This window comes from Bradyrhizobium sp. CFUWI (genome assembly GCF_056429085.1).
In genome coordinates this window covers 18715-35734 of the sequence record NZ_JBWJZE010000021.1, presented here as the reverse complement: position 1 = coordinate 35734, position 17020 = coordinate 18715, and the positions used below count along the sequence as shown (strand labels likewise).

Annotated in this window: 17 protein-coding genes and 1 tRNA gene; 13 read left to right on the top strand and 5 right to left on the bottom strand. The window is 63.8% G+C overall.

Annotated elements, in window-relative coordinates:
• The first annotated feature begins 66 nt into the window (after nt 1-66).
• From AC066S_RS31700 to AC066S_RS31675, 6 genes are all read left to right on the top strand, one after another.
• Entirely contained in the window at nt 67-291 is a 225-nt protein-coding gene (locus AC066S_RS31700; RefSeq protein ID WP_126258562.1) for a hypothetical protein, read from the top strand.
• Nucleotides 288-1763 (top strand): Asp-tRNA(Asn)/Glu-tRNA(Gln) amidotransferase subunit GatA, encoded by a 1476-nt coding sequence (gene gatA, locus AC066S_RS31695; RefSeq protein ID WP_478271448.1) that lies wholly within the window; start codon nt 288-290, stop codon nt 1761-1763. The genes AC066S_RS31700 and gatA overlap by 4 nt, the downstream gene beginning before the upstream one ends.
• Nucleotides 1754-2059 (top strand): hypothetical protein, encoded by a 306-nt coding sequence (locus AC066S_RS31690; protein WP_135169413.1) that lies wholly within the window; start codon nt 1754-1756, stop codon nt 2057-2059. The genes gatA and AC066S_RS31690 overlap by 10 nt, the downstream gene beginning before the upstream one ends.
• Nucleotides 2056-3540 carry an Asp-tRNA(Asn)/Glu-tRNA(Gln) amidotransferase subunit GatB gene (gene gatB / locus AC066S_RS31685; protein WP_126258559.1) on the top strand — a complete coding sequence of 495 codons (1485 nt, stop codon included), beginning with the start codon at nt 2056-2058 and terminating at the stop codon, nt 3538-3540. Before AC066S_RS31690 ends, gatB begins: the two co-directional genes overlap by 4 nt.
• Before the next feature lie 1593 nt (nt 3541-5133).
• Entirely contained in the window at nt 5134-5400 is a 267-nt protein-coding gene (locus tag AC066S_RS31680; protein WP_126258558.1) for a hypothetical protein, read from the top strand.
• A gap of 94 nt (nt 5401-5494) precedes the next feature.
• Nucleotides 5495-5704 carry a hypothetical protein gene (locus tag AC066S_RS31675; protein ID WP_135163662.1) on the top strand — a complete coding sequence of 70 codons (210 nt, stop codon included), beginning with the start codon at nt 5495-5497 and terminating at the stop codon, nt 5702-5704.
• A gap of 138 nt (nt 5705-5842) precedes the next feature.
• On the opposite strand, the gene AC066S_RS31670 is transcribed toward AC066S_RS31675, so the two are convergent.
• Nucleotides 5843-5935: transfer RNA gene (locus tag AC066S_RS31670), tRNA-Ser, on the bottom strand.
• Between the two features lie 650 nt (nt 5936-6585).
• Between AC066S_RS31670 and AC066S_RS31665 the strand changes: the two genes are divergently transcribed.
• Both AC066S_RS31665 and AC066S_RS31660 read left to right on the top strand, forming a co-directional pair.
• Nucleotides 6586-8088, top strand: a complete 1503-nt coding sequence (locus AC066S_RS31665; protein WP_478271447.1) for a porin — start codon at nt 6586-6588, stop codon at nt 8086-8088.
• A gap of 324 nt (nt 8089-8412) precedes the next feature.
• Nucleotides 8413-8757 (top strand): DUF3551 domain-containing protein, encoded by a 345-nt coding sequence (locus tag AC066S_RS31660; RefSeq protein ID WP_349644822.1) that lies wholly within the window; start codon nt 8413-8415, stop codon nt 8755-8757.
• 174 nt (nt 8758-8931) lie between these two features.
• On the opposite strand, the gene AC066S_RS31655 is transcribed toward AC066S_RS31660, so the two are convergent.
• Entirely contained in the window at nt 8932-9201 is a 270-nt protein-coding gene (locus AC066S_RS31655; protein WP_478271446.1) for a DUF3551 domain-containing protein, read from the bottom strand.
• A gap of 244 nt (nt 9202-9445) precedes the next feature.
• On the bottom strand, nt 9446-11890 hold the full coding sequence (locus tag AC066S_RS31650) for a lytic transglycosylase domain-containing protein (protein ID WP_478271493.1): 2445 nt from the start codon (nt 11888-11890) through the stop codon (nt 9446-9448).
• A 279-nt stretch (nt 11891-12169) separates the two neighbouring features.
• On the opposite strand from AC066S_RS31650, the gene dapA reads away from it, so the two are divergent.
• From dapA to AC066S_RS31630, 4 genes are read left to right on the top strand one after another with little or no spacing between them, the layout of a single operon-like run.
• Nucleotides 12170-13060, top strand: coding sequence for a 4-hydroxy-tetrahydrodipicolinate synthase (gene dapA, locus AC066S_RS31645; RefSeq protein WP_135169420.1), 891 nt, complete (start codon nt 12170-12172; stop codon nt 13058-13060).
• Nucleotides 13061-13114: 54 nt separating this feature from the next.
• A complete protein-coding gene (mscL, locus tag AC066S_RS31640; protein WP_135169592.1) occupies nt 13115-13528 on the top strand; it encodes a large conductance mechanosensitive channel protein MscL in 414 nt (137 codons plus the stop codon).
• A 60-nt stretch (nt 13529-13588) separates the two neighbouring features.
• Nucleotides 13589-14062: an SsrA-binding protein SmpB gene (gene smpB / locus AC066S_RS31635; protein ID WP_027530006.1), complete on the top strand. Its 474-nt coding sequence runs from the start codon at nt 13589-13591 to the stop codon at nt 14060-14062.
• A 4-nt stretch (nt 14063-14066) separates the two neighbouring features.
• Nucleotides 14067-14648: a peroxiredoxin gene (locus tag AC066S_RS31630; RefSeq protein ID WP_126258550.1), complete on the top strand. Its 582-nt coding sequence runs from the start codon at nt 14067-14069 to the stop codon at nt 14646-14648.
• Nucleotides 14649-14904: 256 nt separating this feature from the next.
• On the opposite strand, the gene AC066S_RS31625 is transcribed toward AC066S_RS31630, so the two are convergent.
• Both AC066S_RS31625 and AC066S_RS31620 read right to left on the bottom strand, forming a co-directional pair.
• Nucleotides 14905-15579, bottom strand: a complete 675-nt coding sequence (locus AC066S_RS31625) for a uracil-DNA glycosylase (protein ID WP_478271445.1) — start codon at nt 15577-15579, stop codon at nt 14905-14907.
• Nucleotides 15560-16204 (bottom strand): LabA-like NYN domain-containing protein, encoded by a 645-nt coding sequence (locus AC066S_RS31620; protein ID WP_028135957.1) that lies wholly within the window; start codon nt 16202-16204, stop codon nt 15560-15562. The genes AC066S_RS31625 and AC066S_RS31620 overlap by 20 nt, the downstream gene beginning before the upstream one ends.
• Before the next feature lie 330 nt (nt 16205-16534).
• Here AC066S_RS31620 and rpoZ point away from each other — a divergent pair, with 330 nt between their 5' ends.
• Entirely contained in the window at nt 16535-16927 is a 393-nt protein-coding gene (gene rpoZ, locus AC066S_RS31615) for a DNA-directed RNA polymerase subunit omega (protein WP_007603391.1), read from the top strand.
• Nucleotides 16928-17020: the final 93 nt, after the last annotated feature.

Here is a 17020-nt window from a genome sequence, read left to right as displayed (position 1 = left end):
GAGCGAAGTGGAAGCCGGTTCGCGTGAAGAAAACGCGTCAAACAAAGAGTCTTAGGACGTGGTCCGATGTGTCTGCTTTGCGACGATGAGAAGGCCTATCAGGCCTACATGAACTACCTCGACAAGATGGAGCGGCAGGGCAAGGCCGCCGATCCCAATGTCGCCGTCAATGCCGTGCTCGACGAGATCGAGGCCGCCGCGAATGCCGCTGCCAAGAAAAACGTCATGCAAGACGACCCGGCCAACGACAAGACCCTGTCTCCGTTCTTCTGCAGCCCGATCAATAAATGACCGATTTGACATCGCTGACGCTCGCCGAGGCCCGCAAGGGTCTCGCCGACAAGACTTTCACGTCCCTCGAGCTGACCGACGCGCACCTTGGCGCGATCGAGGCCGCGCGCGTGCTCAACGCCTTCGTGATGGAGACGCCGGACCAGGCGCGCAGCATGGCGAAGGCCGCGGACGAGAGGATCGCCAAGGGCGATGCGGGCCCGCTCGCCGGCATCCCGCTCGGCATCAAGGATCTGTTCGCTACCAAGGGCGTGCGCACCACGGCGTGCTCGAAGATCCTCGGCAATTTCGTGCCGACCTACGAATCGACCGTCACCTCGCAGCTTTGGCGCGACGGCGCCGTGATGCTCGGCAAGCTCAACAATGACGAGTTCGCGATGGGCTCGGCCAACGAGACCTCGTGCTTCGGTCCGGTTGGCAATCCCTGGCGGCGCGAGGGCAGCAACACGACGCTGGTGCCGGGCGGCTCGTCCGGCGGCTCGGCCTCGGCCGTGGCGGCGCTGCTGTGCATGGGCGCGACCGCGACCGACACCGGCGGCTCGATCCGCCAGCCGGCGGCGTTCACCGCGACGGTCGGCATCAAGCCGACCTATGGCCGCTGCTCGCGCTGGGGCATCGTCGCCTTTGCCTCCTCGCTCGACCAGGCCGGCCCGATCGCGCGCAGCGTGCGCGATGCCGCGATGCTGCTGCGCTCGATGGCCGGACACGATCCGAAGGACACCACCTCGGTCGATATCGCGGTGCCGGATTACGAGGCTGCGATCGGCAAGTCCGTGAAGGGCATGAGGATCGGCATCCCCAAGGAATATCGTCTCGACGGCATGCCGGCGGAGATCGAGAAACTTTGGGAAGCGGGTGCGGCCTGGCTGAAGGCGGCGGGCGCCGAGCTGGTCGAGGTGTCGCTGCCGCACACCAAGTACGCGCTGCCGGCCTATTACATCGTGGCGCCGGCGGAGGCGTCCTCCAACCTCGCGCGCTATGACGGCGTCCGCTACGGCCTGCGCGAGCAGGGCAAGAACGTCATCGAGCTCTACGAGAACACCCGCGCGGAAGGGTTTGGCGCGGAAGTGCGGCGCCGCGTCATGATCGGCACCTACGTGCTCTCGGCCGGCTATTACGATGCCTATTATCTGCGCGCGCAGAAGGTGCGCACGCTGATCAAGAAGGATTTCGAGGATTGCTTCGCGAGGGGTGTCGACGCGATCCTCACCCCGGCGACGCCCTCGGCCGCCTTCGGCATCGGCGAGAAGGGCGGCGCCGATCCGGTCGAGATGTATCTCAACGACATCTTCACGGTGACCGTGAACATGGCGGGCCTGCCCGGCATCGCCGTGCCCGCGGGCAAGGACGGCCAGGGCCTGCCGCTCGGCCTGCAGTTGATCGGCCGTCCCTTCGACGAGGAGACGCTGTTCTCGCTCGGCGAGGTGATCGAGCAGGCCGCCGGCCGCTTCACGCCGACGAGGTGGTGGTGAATGTCGCCGCCTTCATCGCGAGCCTCGACGGCGCGGCGCCTGCGCCGGATCTGAACGCGCCGCTCAGAGGTCTCTGGTGGGCCGCCAAGGGCGATTGGGACCGCGCGCACAAGATCGTTCAGGACGACAGCGGTCGCGAGGCCGCCTGGGTGCACGCATATTTGCACCGCGTCGAAGGCGATCTCGGCAATGCCGGCTATTGGTACCGCCAGGCTGGCCGGCCAGCGGCAAAGGATTCATTGGAAGCGGAGTGGGAGCGGATGGTTTCCGCGCTGCTCGGGGATGGAAAAGCATGAGCGCGTCAGTCAGACAGGGAAAACTGATCAAAGGCCAGACCGGCGACTGGGAAGTCGTGATCGGCATGGAGGTCCATGCCCAGGTCACCTCGCAGTCGAAACTGTTCTCGGGGGCCTCGACCGAATTCGGCGGCGAGCCCAACAGCCATGTCTCGCTGGTCGATGCGGCGATGCCGGGCATGCTGCCCGTCATCAACGAGGAGTGCGTCAGGCAGGCTGTCCGAACCGGGCTCGGCCTCAACGCCGCGATCAATTTGCGTTCGGTGTTCGACCGCAAGAACTATTTCTATCCGGACTCGCCGCAGGGCTACCAGATCAGCCAGTACAAGTCGCCGATCGTCGGCGAGGGCGAGGTCGTTGTCGAACTGGACGGCGGCAAGGTGGCCACCATCGGTATCGAGCGGCTGCATCTGGAGCAGGATGCCGGCAAATTGCTGCACGACCAGTCGCCGACCATGTCCTATGTCGACCTCAACCGCTGCGGCGTGGCGTTGATGGAGATCGTCTCCAAGCCTGACATCCGCGACGCCGAGCAGGCCAAGGCCTATGTGACCAAGCTGCGCTCGATCCTGCGCTATCTCGGCACCTGCGACGGCGACATGGAGAAGGGATCCTTGCGCGCCGACGTCAACGTCTCGGTGCGAAAGCCCGGCGGGCCGCTCGGCACCCGCTGCGAGATCAAGAACATGAACTCGATCACCTTCATCGGCCAGGCGATCGAGTATGAGGCGCGGCGCCAGATCGAGATCCTGGAGGACGGCGGCCAGATCGATCAGGAGACGCGGCTGTACGATCCCAACAAGGGCGAGACGCGTTCGATGCGCTCCAAGGAGGAGGCGCATGACTACCGTTACTTCCCCGATCCCGACCTGCTGCCGCTGGAGTTCTCGCAAGGCTACGTCGATGAGCTGAAGGCTGAGCTGCCCGAGCTGCCGGACCAGAAGAAGACGCGCTTCGTCGCCGACTTCGGCCTGTCGGCCTATGATGCGAGCGTGCTGGTTGCCGAGCGCGAGAGCGCGGTGTTTTACGAGACCGTGCTGGACAAGCTCGGCAATCGTACGCGCGACGGCAAGATGGCGGCGAACTGGGTGATCAACGAGCTGTTCGGCCGTCTCAACAAGGAAGGCCGGGATATTACGGGCGCTCCGGTGAGCGCCGAGCAGCTGGCTGCGATCGTCGACCTGATCGGCGAGGGCACGATCTCCGGCAAGATCGCCAAGGATCTGTTCGAGATCGTCTGGCAGGAAGGCGGCGATCCCCGCGCGCTGGTCGAAAGCCGCGGCATGAAGCAGGTCACGGATCTTTCGGCGATCGAAAAGGTTGTCGACGACATCATCGCGGCCAATCCCGACAAGGCCGCGCAGGTCAAGGACAAGCCGCAATCGCTCGGCTGGTTCGTCGGCCAGGTGATGAAGGCGTCCGGCGGCAAAGCCAACCCGCAGAGCGTCAACGACCTGCTCAAGTCCAAGCTCGGCGTCTGACGCCGGCGCGTTCGAACGAGGTGACGGACAAGTCTCGTCACCTCGTTTTCGTTCCTCGATGCGACGTTCGCACGCATCCTCGGCGGCAAACTTCATCCCGATCAGCCGCGACGTGACGACCGAATCGCCGTCCCGCGATTCGCGCAAAACGGCGGCTCGCGCACGCTTCGACGAGCGCTGGCGCCGTTAATCATGAAAATATTTTCGTTGCCAAAATTCGCGACTCAGAGTCCGCGAAGCGCCTTTGCGAGGTGATCGCGGGATTGCCGACGTCCGTCATCGCGACGATCGCGCGCGATGCGCGCGTGCAGAAAAATACTTGCTGCATAGTGTTTTTCTGCAATCGCATATGCCGCGAACATCGATGTTGCGAGCACTCGCTGCGGTCGATCGCTCGCGTCGGGCGGTGCGCTTGCGTCGCGCTCGCCAAGCGCACGCGCGTTGCGTCGTCAACACTTCTTTAAGCGAGACGCTGTTTTTTTCTTTGTGTTGGTGTATTCGGGATGAAGTGCATTCGATCCCCGAGTGCACGCAGCGATTAAAGCCATCTCACACATCGGAGGGCAACATGGCCAAGAAAGCGAAGAAGGCGAAGAAGGCGAAGAGCGCAGTGAAGAAGACTGCGAAGAAGACCCGCAAGGTCGCGAAGAAGAAGAAGTAACTTCGCTTCTGAAGTTGCCGGCTCCTAGCCGGCACGTCATCAGCGCCTCCTGGAGGTTCTGATCGACGATAGAGGGTGTCGGCGAGACATCAGGTCAACGGTCGGATCGTTCGCTTTGACGGTCCGGCAGAAGAAACGAGTTTTCTTCGTTCGGTGCGGTTCTCCGAAAAAAGGGGCTCCGCAATTTCACAAGCGGCCTTCGGGTCAACGTGAAATCTGGTCCTGACGTGTTCGCCGACGCCCTCGTTCCCCTGAGGCCGGGGTATTGCCGGCATTCCCTTTCCCGACATTGCCGATCTGACACGCGAGGCGATCGCACTGCCATGGCCGCGCAGCCCTGGAGCAGGCGAGGGGCCGCGGATTGATTGCGCGCTGCTTGCCCGCCGCTTCTCCATTCCCAGTGTCATCACCGGGCTCCGACCGGGCCATCTGGTCGGCCATACCCTCTCTGGAATGCTGGTTGCCGGCCTGCCGCCTTCGCCGAAGCTTCGGCGTCCCAGGACCGCAAGGCCGGCGAAGCCCTGGCGCGGCCGGGCCGCGGGTGCCGAGAGCGAGACGGATGCCACACGATGCGCGCCACCGCGCGCGATGGTTATCGATGTCCCAAAATCCCGCGGTAAACGAACTCTGACGAATCGCAGAAGTGCCTGCGAATCAGGGACTTCTTGAATCCCCGCGTGCGCGCCGCGCGGGCGCGTTTACGTCTGCTTCATCGCGATACTTAAACTGCCATTCAAATTTGCCCGCCATCATCGCCTCCAACAAGCCGGCAAACGGCAATGGGCAAGAAGCCTTGGGCAAGAAAGCCTTGGGCAAGAAGCCTTGGGGACGAGTTGAACGATGCACGATCCCGGGAAGGGTCATGCACATCAGAGTTGGACGGGAGCCGCGCTCGGGGGAACGAGGCGGCATAAGAACAAAGGGGATGCGTTATGTTTCAGGGTACTTTCGATCTGGAGACGGCAACGCCGATCGACGCGAGCGCGCTGTCGGACGTGCTGTTCGAGCGCGGCATCTATTGGGCGAGCGGCCGCTCCGGCATCGTCGATCTCGTCGCCGCACATAAATGGTTCAATCTCGCCGCGCTGAAGGGCCGCAAGGACGCCGTGGCGCTGCGCCAGGAAGTTGCCGGTCAGATGTCGGATGCCGAGATCTCGGTCGCACAGCGCGAGGCGCGGGCGTGGATTTCCGCCCACTGAATTGAGGATCGCATCCACACCCGGGTTCGCACGGGTGGGCTGGGTTGCGCTGAATCAACTTTCCTCGTCGTGCCGCCACGTAAGACCGAGCGGCATGAGCGACCCCGACACCAATGGACGATGGCTGCCGATTCAAATCGCGCCCGACGAGTGCGACCTGGAACTCGGACGTCTGCACAAGACGGGGATTCTGCCCTGGTCGTTCCCCTGCCGGCGCAGGTCCGGCATCTGGTTCAACGTCTGGGCCGACGAGGCCGTGCTGATTTCGCCCTCGCATTGGCGGATCTGGCGGTTCCACCGCTAGGCGCGGACGCACACATATAGAGTCAGTGCGAATCGGGCTGATGAAGCCGCGCCGATCCTCGCGTCAGGGCTTCCGCACGGCTTCACGGTCGCTTTGAGGTGAAAGAACGCTGACCTCGAGTGATTCTGGTCTGAGCGGTGGCGGAGAGGGAGGGATTCGAACCCTCGATACAGCTTGAGACCGTATGACGCTTTAGCAAAGCGTTGCCTTCAGCCACTCGGCCACCTCTCCGGTGCGAGCCTTATGCATCTAATTGCTCCGGCCGGTCAATTTGGAAGCGTGTGTTTTCGCTCGAATATTCCCAGCGATTTTGGAAACGGGCGGTTTGCCGTCGGGCGCCATCCTAAGAAGGCCTTCTATATAGAGTCGTCGCCAGGGCGTGGCCGGATTGCCGCAGCCCTCGCCGGGGGGCGGAGCGGCGCGCCGGGGTGTTTGCATCTCCGGCCTTTGAGTCTCGGTCCGATTCTACGATTCGGGCCCCGTCCGACGCCGCATCGCGCGGTGCCCGGCCTCCGCCGTCTCAAGTGAGGAAACTTGGCGGCAAACGGAACCGCTTCAAAAAGAACAACAAAACCAATATGTTGCAGCGGCGCCGCGATCACATCTGCGTGTTATTTGTGCAACACCCGGCGGAAAACCAGCTCCATCGTCCCGTTTCGAAGCGTTCTGTTGTTGTGTGTGCAAGGACGTTCGGTAATTGTGACTGAGCGACGGAGGGGGGCATCCCGAGGTCGTCCCGTTTAGGTCATTCGCTTAAGTCCCTCGCGTTCATGCGGGTGTGTCCGAAGACGCGAAGGAGCCCAAAGCGGTGATTTGGAGGGGGTTGGGGAATTGGCCGTCCGGTCAGTAACCTTCCCTGGAGAGCAACTTGGAGGTTTAACATGAAGTTGGTTAAGAGCCTTTTGCTCGGCTCAGCGGCGGGTCTGATCGCCGTGGGCGGAGCTCAAGCAGCCGATCTGCCCGTGAAGGCCAAGGCGGTCGAATACGTGAGGATCTGCTCGCTGTACGGAGCCGGGTTCTACTACATCCCGGGCACCGACACCTGCATCAAGCTGGGTGGCTACGTGCGCGCTGACATGATCATCGGCGGCGCTGGTGACTATGGTTTCAGGTTTAGCCAGAGCACCGTGAACGGTGGCTCGAACAACCGCCTGACGAACTACTACTACAGCCGCGCTCGTCTGGACTTCAATATCGATACCCGCACGGCGACCGAATACGGCGTTGTTCGTACCTACGCTGACACGGTCTTCAGCTATGATACGGCGAACGTCACTGGCAGCAATCCGGCGGCCTTCTCGACCGGCAACCCGTCGCTCGGCCTCTACCATGCGTTCATCCAGTTCGCTGGCTTCACCTTCGGCCGCACCGTCTCGATCTTCGATGCTCCGTGGCAGAGCTATCCGGCTGGCGGTCCCGATACCATTCCGGGCGGTTCCAACCACGTGACCGGTATCAACCAGGCCGCTTATACCGCTGACTTCGGCCAGGGCATCACCGCTTCGATCGCGATCGAAGAGCCGACCACTCAGTCCAACGGCCAGGGCAACCTCTGGAACATCAACGCTGCCAATGCTGCGACGTTTGTTCAGGGCGTCTACGGCAACAACGGCTGGGGTGGAACGCGCTCTCCCGACATCGTCGGCGCGGTCCGCGTAGACCAGGCCTGGGGTCTTGCCCAGTTCTCGGTTGCTGCGCATGAGCTGCATGCCGGCTACTACGGCACGACGGAACCCACGGGTCACCCGTCGGACAAGTGGGGCTGGGCTGTGCAGGGCGCCTTGTCGATCAAGAACATCCCGACCGGTGCGGGTGACTCGATCAACTTGCAGGCGGTCTACACCGACGGCATGTCCCGCGAGAACTTCCAGATCCTGTTCCCGCAGTCATTCTTCATGTACAGCGGCACGGGCGTGGCTGGTGCCTACCAGAGCGTCGGTTTCGCCGGTATCTCTGACGGCGTGTTCAGCTCTGCCGGCGGTGGCATCGAGACCACGAAGAGCTGGGGCTTCCGCGGTGGCTACACCCACAACTGGAGCCCGAACTGGATCAGCGCTATCTACGGCGGTTATGGTGCTTTGAGCTACAGCACGAATGCGAAGGCGCTGATCTGCGGCAACTTCGCTGCTCTCGGCCCGTCGGCTGGTGCGACCTGTAACCCGGACTTCAACTTCGCGGTTATCGGCATCAACACCGTCTGGAGCCCGGTCAAGAACCTCGCGTTCACGGCCGACCTGAGCTACTCGCGTCTGGATCAGAAGTACTCCGGTACGATCAGCGGTGCGAACACTGCGGTCCTGACCGCCGCGAAGCCGGCTGCAGTGTACGAGCTGAAGGATCAGAGCTCGCTGAACCTGCTGCTCCGCGCTCAGCGCACGTTCTAATCGACCTGTCGATTAAACCAGAAGCCCCCGGCGGGAAACTGCCGGGGGTTTTCATTTTTCTGCAGAACAAAACAGAGCATCGCGCTTCCGGACGTGAGCTGCGTCTGGCTCGACCATAAATACTCGGGCACGATTTCGGGCGCCAACACGGCAAAGGCGACGGGTTGCCAAGCCTGCAGCCACGCATGAGCTGAAGACCAGGGCAGCCTCCAGCTCTGTTGCTCCACGCTCAGCGCAGCTTCTCAGATCATCTTCCGAGTGACCGAGACCCCCGGCAGGAAACTGCCGGGGTTTTTATTTGCGGGCCGTGCACCGAGCACCTAAATGGTGGATTGCTCGATAGCGCGTCAAAGGGAGCTTCCGACCATGAACATTTCGACGATCTGGAGACGGATGCTGAGCGTGCTCGCCGCGATATCGATGGTTGCCGTGGTTACTCCGGTATTCTCCCCGGCGGCTGCCGAACTCTGGAACCCCAACTACCCAGTATGCCTCCAGCAATGGGAGTGGGGCGGCAGCAGCCGGATTTCCTGTAGCTATCGGTCGTGGGAGGATTGCAAGGCTTCTGCGCTGGGACTGCCGGCGATGTGCATGACGAACCCATATTGGTCCCAGCCGACTTCAGTCCGCCAACCTCACCGCCGAGCCGCCCCCGACAGGATGTGGTGAGGATCGAGTCCTGAGGTCAGGGGGCGGGGTCCGAGCGCGACCTGCGCACTCTCGATAAGGGGCGATCAGACGACTAAAGCGCTATGCGATTAGGATGGATCGTCATCGCGCTTTAGGCTGTTGTTTAAGCATGATCTTTTCGGAAAACCGCTGCGCACTTTTCCGGATCATGCGTTAGCGTGGACCTTTCCACTCCCGGAAGGCATAGGTCGGGTTCAGCCCGCAGGAATCGATCGTGCCCGACGCCGTCGCCATGCACTGGGCGTAAGTGGAGAACTGGCAGTTGCCGGGATACCCCCAACGCCGCCCCTGCAGACAATACCGATCCTGAATGGCCTCCGCCTGCGGCTGGGGATTCTGGCGGTTCTTGCCGTAGGCCGCCGAGCCACCGCCCGGAAGAGTGATCGCGGCCGCGATCGCGAATGCACCGACTATGCGCAACATGACAGGTCTCCAGATTTTTCGAGCCTACAATCGATGGGCGGCAATGCCGGTTCCAATCATACCGCAACGTGGTCGGACCGTGATGGAATCATGCCGAACGCCTGCCGCACCGCGACCTGAACGTCGAAGCGATGACGATGAACCGTCGTCATCGCTTCGGATTGTCGCTTGAGCATGGTCCGGAAGACCGCGGCGCACTTTCCCGGATCATCCTTCGGGACAGGGTCTGCTCCATCGACGCGTGCTATTCCACGCGTGCGGTGCCGCGACGCAGATCGGCCTCGATCTGCAGCCGCGTGCCGCCGCCGAAGCGGGCGCGGTAGACCTGAAGGTTCTCCATGATCCGCTGCACGTAGTTGCGCGTTTCGGAGAACGGAATCAGCTCCACCCAGTCGACCGCATCCACCTTTGGGTCGCGCGGATCGCCGTAGCGTTCGACCCATTTCTTCACGCTGCCGCGACCGGCGTTGTAGGCAGCAAAGGTCATGATGTAGGAGCCACGGTAATCCTCGAGCAGTCCGCCGAGCTCGGCCGAGCCGAGCGTGGCGTTGTAGACCGAATCGTTCTTCAGTCGGCCCAGATCGTAAGTGGCCCCGTGCCGCTTGCAGACGTAGCGGGCGGCGTCCGGCGTCACCTGCATCAGCCCATAGGCCTGCGCCGGCGAGACCACCGACGGATTGAAGGCGCTCTCCTGCCGCGCGATGGCGTAGATGATGCTGCGCTCGACCTCCGGGCCGATCGGCGTGAACTGCGGAATGCCGTTGACGGGGTAGGCGTAGAAGTCGAACGGCAGGCCGCGGTTGAGCGCAGCCTTGCCGAGCAGCAGCATGCCCCGCGCATCATTGTAGCGCTGGGTGAGCTCGCCGAGGCCGGCGAGCGCCTCGGGATCGCCGTTCTCGCCCATGTCGGCGAGCATCGGAACGGCCATCTCGCGCTCGTCGAGCTCGTAGAGCAGGTGCGCAGCGCGCACGATCTCCAGCCGTTCGGCGCCGCGCCCGCGCGGCTGGCTGTTGAGCTCGATCTGCGGCAGGCCGAGCTTGGCGCGCGCCAGCTGGCCGTAATAGCTGGTCGATTGCTCGGCAGCGCGCGCATAGGCGTTGCGCGCCTCCTGCTGCCGACCCATCGCTTCCGCGGCGCGGCCCTGCCAATAGCCGGCACGCGCCAGCGCGGTCGGATTGACGCTGCCGACGCCGATGCGGGCGAAATGCTGCGCGGCGGCGGCGGGATCGTTGAGGAAGCGGAGCGCGATCCACCCGGCCGTGAACTCCTGCTCGGTCTTGTAGATGTCGCGCGAGGGCAGCGCGGCATCGCGCGCGATCAGATAGGCGCTGCGGAATTCCTCGGTGTCGATCATCTTGCGCGCCAGGAGACGCCGCTCGATCCACCATTCGTCGAGATTGTGCAGCCGGCCGGGGTCCTTCGGCGCGGACAGCATCAGCTGGGCCGCTTCCGCAAACTTCTCCTCGCGGCGCAAGAGCTGGATCTTGCTGAAGAGGAAGCCGGGATCGCTGTGCAGCTCGCGCGGCACCGCGTCGAGCAGCGCGCGCGCGTTCGGCGCCTTCTTGACGGCGGCGATGCGGGCCTTGGCGAGCGCGACATAGCCGGCGCCGAGCCGCTTGGCGGCGCGCAGCGCGGCCTCGTTCTCGCTGCCGTAGAGCAGGGTGTCCATCCGCGCCTTCTGGTCGCCCGGCGTCAGCAGGGCGCCGAACTGGTCGAGCGCGTTGTTCTCGGTGTCCTCCGACATCGGATCGCTGCGCCAGGCCTCGCGCACCAGCCGCTCGGCGTTGGCGCGGTCGCCGCGCGCGAGCATCGCCTTGGCGAGCGTGAAGCGGCCCTTGGCAGAGATCGGGGACTCGTTCTCGAACCACGACCACGCCACGGAATCGTCGCGCCTGTCGTCCCACATCGCAGCTTCGAGGCGCCGGCGCAGGAAGGTCTGCGACGGCCAGCTCGGATTGGCGGAGAGGAAGGCGCGGTAGCGCTCCACGCTCGCGCCGTTGTCCTCGCTGCGCAGGATGATCCATTCCGCGAGCTTGCGCGCGACCGGATCCGAGATGCCGGCCGCGGCATTGGTGGCGTCAGCCGCCTTGCGCTTGCGCACCAGCTCGATCACGCTCTCCAGCGTCTCCTTGTCGCCCTGCGACGTCGACGACGTCGCCGCGACCGCGGCCGGGACGACCGGCTTGCGCGGCGCGGCGTGCTGGCGGGTCGCCGGAGCCAGCACGGGGGCCACCGCGGGGCGCGGGGGAGGAGCGGAAGGTCTGACGGTGGCCGTCACGGCCGGCGCGGGAGCTGTTTTCGGAGGCGAACCGCTGGCAGCCGGATGCGCTTTCGGCGCAGGCGCCGCTGCGGCAGGCGTTACGGCAGGCGTTGCGGCAGGTTTGGGCTTGTCCTTCGCCGCGTCTTTCCCGGCGCTCTTGCCAGCGTCCTTGCCAGCATCCTTGCCGGCATCCTTGGCCGGTTTCTTCACAGCGTCCTTGGCCGTCGCGGCAGCGGCGCCTTTGCTCGCGCCCTTCGCTGTGTCCTTGGCCGAGTCCTTGGCCGAGTCCTTGGCGGCGTCCTTGCCAGATCCTTTGCTGGTTCCCTTGGACGCGCCCGTCGCGGCGTCCTTGGCAGCCGGCTTTGCGGCTTCCGCAGGCGTCTCATTGGACTTGGCCAGGGCGGCACATCCCACCGACAGCCCTGCCATCAGGCACAGGACCAGTCCGGTGGACCGCCAGGCGGCACGAGGGAATGAGGTCACGGGTATTGTCGCCCCGAATCAGTCAAGTGGCTCAAGATCTAGCTGTATTTGATTGAATATGCGGACAAAATACCAACAGCGGCTTACCTCGGACCGATTTGCACCATCACCGCGGCAAAATCGCGGCCTAAACGGTGCGTCACACGGCAGCGGGCCTTTTACCGGCGGGATAGACCCGATATGAATGGCGCTTGCTCAAGAGATAGCCGCGTACGGAGGAAGTCCATGGCAGCCAAGACGAAATTCCGGGGGTCGTTCACCGCCTTGGTCACGCCGTTCAAGAACGGCTCGCTGGACGAGGCCGCGTTCCGCTCGCTGGTCAACTGGCAGATCTCGGAGGGCACCAACGGCCTAGTCCCGGTCGGCACCACCGGCGAGAGCCCGACGCTCAGCCACGACGAGCACAAGAAGGTGGTCGAGTGGTGCATCGCTGAAGCCAAGGGCCGCGTGCCTGTCATCGCGGGGGCCGGCTCCAACTCGACCAAGGAGGCGATCGAGCTCTCCCAGCACGCCGAGAAGGCGGGCGCGGACGCCGTGCTGGTGGTGACGCCCTACTACAACAAGCCGACCCAGGAAGGCATGTACCAGCACTTCAAGGCGATCAACGACGCGATCGGGATTCCGATCATCATCTACAACATCCCGCCGCGCTCGGTGATCGACATGTCGGTCGACACCATGAAGCGGCTGTGGGAGCTGAAGAACATCGCCGGCGTCAAGGACGCCACCGCCAGCATGGTGCGCGTGTCGCAGCAGCGCGCGGCGATGGGCGAGGACTTCAACCAGCTCTCCGGCGAGGACGCCACCATCATCGGCTACATGGCGCATGGCGGCCACGGCTGCATCTCGGTGACCTCGAACGTCGCGCCGCGCCTGTGCTCGGAGTTTCATGCCGCCTGGCAGAAGGGCGACACCAAGGCCGCGCTCGCGATCCACGACAAGCTGATGCCGCTGCACAACAACCTCTTCATCGAGAGCAACCCGGCGCCGATCAAGTACGCGATGTCGCTGCTCGGCAAGCTGGACGAGACGTTGCGGCTGCCGATGGTCCCGGTTTCCGAGCCGACGCGGGTGGCCGTGCGCAGCGCCATGGTTCACGCCGGCCTGCTCAATTGAGGCGCCGGCCGACCGAGGAACGCGTTCATGAGCGTCGACGACAAGGGCAGGCGGATGCTCAAGGAATTCCGCGAGTTTGCCATGAAGGGCAATGTCGTCGATCTCGCGGTCGGCGTCATCATCGGCGCGGCCTTCGGCTCCATCGTCACGTCGCTGGTCGGCGACGTCATCATGCCGATCATCGGCGCCGTCACCGGTGGCCTCGACTTCTCGAACCACTTCATCCCCTTGTCCAAGGCGGTTACCGCCACCAACTTAGTGGATGCGAAAAAGCAAGGCGCCGTCCTTGCTTATGGAAGCTTCCTGACGCTGACGATCAACTTCATCATCGTTGCTTTCGTGTTGTTCCTGGTGATCCGCGCCATGAACACGCTGAAGCGCAAGGAGGAGGCAGCGCCCGCCGCGCCGCTGAAGCCGTCGGCCGAGGTCGAGCTGCTGACCGAGATCCGCGACCTCCTCAAGAAGTGACGCGCGCGCTTCATCCGAACTGTTAGCTTTGCTGCGCATCTCGATCGGGTTTGTCCTCTCATGGCCGATAAAAACGAACGTCCAATCAAGGTCATGGCGGAAAATCGCAAGGCCCGCTTCAACTATGCGATCGAGGACACGATCGAGGCGGGCATTGCGCTGACCGGCACCGAGGTCAAGTCGATCCGCAACGGCAAGAGCACGATCGCGGAATCCTACGCCGATTCCAAGGACGGCGAGATCTGGCTGATCAACGCCACCATTCCCGAATATCTCCAGGGCAATCGCTTCAACCACGAGCCCAAGCGGCCGCGAAAACTGCTGCTCCATCGCCGGCAGATCAACAAGCTGATGGGCGCCGTCGACCGCGAGGGCATGACGCTGATCCCTCTCAAGCTCTATTTCAACGAGCGTGGCCGGGCCAAATTGCAGCTGGCGGTTGCAAAGGGCAAGAAGCTGCACGACAAGCGCGAGACCGAGAAGAAGCGCGATTGGAGCCGGGAGAAGGGGCGCCTGATGCGGGCGAGGGGCTGACGAGATGACCCAGCGGAACCTGCTCGAGGTCGATTGGAGCCAGATTCCCGCGCCCGTCGACGACGGCGCGGCCGCGCATCTCACCGGCATGGTGGTGCCGCCGATCGGCCTGCTCGCGACCAACGACACCTCGGTGACGCTGTCGGCGCTGCGCGGCCGGACCGTGGTGTTCGCCTATCCGCGCACCGGCGAGCCCGGCAAGATCTCGCTGGTCGACGATTGGGACATGATCCCCGGTGCGCGCGGTTGCACGCCGCAGACCTGTGCGTTCCGCGATCTGTTCGCCGAGCTGAAGGCCGCCGGTGCCGCCCACGTGTTCGGCCTTTCGACCCAGAGCAACGAATACCAGACCGAGATGGCCTCACGGCTGCATCTGCCGTTCCCTGTGCTGTCGGACGAGAAGCTGGCGCTCACGCAGGCACTGAAGCTGCCGACCATGGAGGTCGCGGGCCTGACGCTGATCAAGCGCCTCGCGCTGATCGTCGACGACGCACGCATCACGCGCGTCTTCTATCCGGTGTTCCCGCCCGACCGGAATGCCGGCGAGGTGCTGGACTGGCTGAGGGCCCATCCGGTCAGGACGTAAAGCGTATCCCGCATGGGGCCAGGTCTATGGCCAGCCAATGATGGGAGCGATGCCGCGCACCTAAGTCCGTCCCCGTCATCCTGAGGTGCTCGTCCTGCAACGCAGGGCGAGCCTCGAAGGACGACGGCCCGGCTGCATCCCGGCCGCTCATCCTTCGAGGCTCCCGGCGCGATGCTCCGCATCGCGCCACTCGCGCCTCAGGATGACGGGTTCAACATTGCCGGTGCCCCAGCTGCTCTCTAATCCAGGTCCGCCTTCAATCGAGGTCCGCCTTCACCTTCGCGAACACGCTGCGGAACATGTCCGGCGTCAGGACGCCGGTGTTCGTGTTGTAGCGCGAGCAGTGGTAGCTGTCGTAGAGCTTGAACGCGCCGGCCTGGTGCACGGCGCCATGGCCGAACGGGGCTTGAGAGGCCTTCAGCTGCAGCGGCTTGAGCACGCTGTCGTGCGCAATTCGCCCGAGCGCGACGATCGCGCGCAGCCTGGGCATCGTCTCGAGATTGGCGACCAGGAACTGCCGGCAGGTGTTGATCTCGGCCGGCAGCGGCTTGTTCTGCGGCGGCACGCAATGCACCGCATTGGCGATCCGGCAGTCGATCAGCTTCAGGCCGTCATCGGGACGCGCCTGATAGGTACCCTTGGCAAATCCGTATTCGAGCAGGGTGGCGTAGAGCAGGTCGCCGGCATAATCGCCGGTAAACGGCCGTCCCGTGCGGTTGGCGCCCTGCATCCCCGGCGCGAGGCCGACGATCAGGAGGCGCGCCTTGATGTCGCCGAAGGGGGCTACCGGCGCATTGTGCCACAACGGCTCGCGCGCGCGGTTTGCCTCGCGAAAGGCAACCAGGCGCGGACAGAGCGGGCAATCGCGGTCGGGAACGACGGTGGGAAGCTGGCGGCTTGGCCGGGCCGCCTCACTCCTCGAAGTCGTCATCGCCCCTCGGCGCCATCGTGGTTGCGCGCTGGAGGAATTGCGGGGCGTGGTGACGGGCCTCGCGCTCGCCGCGGTCGCGCGGGGCGGGGCGTTCGGACGGATCGCGGCCGAGCTTGGACTGCAGCTCGACGAGGTCGGTGAAGACGTCGGCCTGGCGGCGCAGCTCGTCGGCGATCATCGGCGGCTGGCTGGCGATGGTGGAGATCACCGTGACCCGCACGCCGCGGCGCTGCACGGCCTCGACCAGGGAGCGGAAGTCGCCGTCGCCGGAGAACAGCACCATCTGGTCGATGTGCTCGGCGAGCTCCATGGCGTCCACGGCGAGCTCGATGTCCATGTTGCCCTTGACCTTGCGGCGGCCGGAGGCGTCGATGAACTCCTTGGTCGCCTTGGTGACGACGGTGTAGCCGTTGTAGTCCAGCCAGTCGATCAGCGGGCGGATCGAGGAGTATTCCTGATCCTCGATGATGGCGGTGTAGTAGAACGCCCGGAGCAGCGTCCCGCGGCCCTGAAACTCCTTCAGCAGGCGCTTGTAATCGATGTCGAAGCCCAGAGTTTTCGCCGTCGCGTAGAGATTGGCCCCGTCGATGAAGAGCGCGATCTTGTTGGTAGGAGAAGGTGACATTCAGTTTGCTCGCGTAGTGTTCGTGATTGATCGTTTTATTGTTGGCGCGGCGACAGCAAGCCGCGCGTATCTAGAGTGCCGCTGAAACCCGTCGAAACCGCAAATCCGGAGAAGTCGGGGCAATCAAGGTATAGTTATGGCGGACTTGCATACACCCGGCGCTGCCCTCGATGGCAGCCCGGGAAATCACCCATCCCAGCCCCAATGTGGGGGTAGCAGAGCCGTTTGGCGAGGCCAAATCACAAATTGGCCTTGCGAAACCGGCCCGGTCCCTATAACTACCCCCAATCATCCACATATTTCGTCCCACCCACAACGGAGCGACAGTCCATGGCTCGCGTCACCGTAGAAGATTGTATCGACAAGGTCGACAACCGGTTTGACTTGGTCCTGCTGGCCGCCCACCGTGCCCGCATGATCTCGTCCGGTTCACAACTAACGGTTGACCGCGATAACGACAAGAACCCTGTTGTGTCTTTGCGCGAAATTGCCGAGACGACCATTTCGCCGGAGGACCTCCGCGAGGAGCTGGTGCACTCGCTCCAGAAGTTCGTCGAGGTCGACGAGCCGGAGCCGGATACGGTGCCGCTGATCGGTTCCGCGGGTGCGAGCGTCGATGCGGACGATACCGAAGTCGCCGTCGAGCGCATGACCGAAGAGGAGCTCCTGAAGGGTCTCGAAGGCCTTGCGCCGCCCGAGGAGCAGCCCGAGGAGGACGAGTAAATCGTCCATCGCGATCGTCGACTTCTTGTGATCTTATCAAGGCCCGAACCGTTGTTCGGGCCTTTGCTTTTGTTGACGTTTTCGTGGTTACCA

What these genes read in the sequence shown, in the direction of transcription:
- AC066S_RS31700 (WP_126258562.1), top strand. Translation starts at nt 67, where the DNA reads ATGTGTCTGCTTTGCGACGATGAGAAGGCCTATCAGGCCTACATGAAC.
- gatA (WP_478271448.1), top strand. Translation starts at nt 288, where the DNA reads ATGACCGATTTGACATCGCTGACGCTCGCCGAGGCCCGCAAGGGTCTC.
- gatB (WP_126258559.1), top strand. Translation starts at nt 2,056, where the DNA reads ATGAGCGCGTCAGTCAGACAGGGAAAACTGATCAAAGGCCAGACCGGC.
- AC066S_RS31680 (WP_126258558.1), top strand. Translation starts at nt 5,134, where the DNA reads ATGTTTCAGGGTACTTTCGATCTGGAGACGGCAACGCCGATCGACGCG.
- AC066S_RS31675 (WP_135163662.1), top strand. Translation starts at nt 5,495, where the DNA reads ATGAGCGACCCCGACACCAATGGACGATGGCTGCCGATTCAAATCGCG.
- AC066S_RS31665 (WP_478271447.1), top strand. Translation starts at nt 6,586, where the DNA reads ATGAAGTTGGTTAAGAGCCTTTTGCTCGGCTCAGCGGCGGGTCTGATC.
- AC066S_RS31660 (WP_349644822.1), top strand. Translation starts at nt 8,413, where the DNA reads ATGGTGGATTGCTCGATAGCGCGTCAAAGGGAGCTTCCGACCATGAAC.
- AC066S_RS31655 (WP_478271446.1), bottom strand. Translation starts at nt 9,201, where the DNA reads ATGTTGCGCATAGTCGGTGCATTCGCGATCGCGGCCGCGATCACTCTT.
- AC066S_RS31650 (WP_478271493.1), bottom strand. Translation starts at nt 11,890, where the DNA reads ATGGCAGGGCTGTCGGTGGGATGTGCCGCCCTGGCCAAGTCCAATGAG.
- dapA (WP_135169420.1), top strand. Translation starts at nt 12,170, where the DNA reads ATGGCAGCCAAGACGAAATTCCGGGGGTCGTTCACCGCCTTGGTCACG.
- mscL (WP_135169592.1), top strand. Translation starts at nt 13,115, where the DNA reads ATGCTCAAGGAATTCCGCGAGTTTGCCATGAAGGGCAATGTCGTCGAT.
- smpB (WP_027530006.1), top strand. Translation starts at nt 13,589, where the DNA reads ATGGCCGATAAAAACGAACGTCCAATCAAGGTCATGGCGGAAAATCGC.
- AC066S_RS31630 (WP_126258550.1), top strand. Translation starts at nt 14,067, where the DNA reads ATGACCCAGCGGAACCTGCTCGAGGTCGATTGGAGCCAGATTCCCGCG.
- AC066S_RS31625 (WP_478271445.1), bottom strand. Translation starts at nt 15,579, where the DNA reads ATGACGACTTCGAGGAGTGAGGCGGCCCGGCCAAGCCGCCAGCTTCCC.
- AC066S_RS31620 (WP_028135957.1), bottom strand. Translation starts at nt 16,204, where the DNA reads ATGTCACCTTCTCCTACCAACAAGATCGCGCTCTTCATCGACGGGGCC.
- rpoZ (WP_007603391.1), top strand. Translation starts at nt 16,535, where the DNA reads ATGGCTCGCGTCACCGTAGAAGATTGTATCGACAAGGTCGACAACCGG.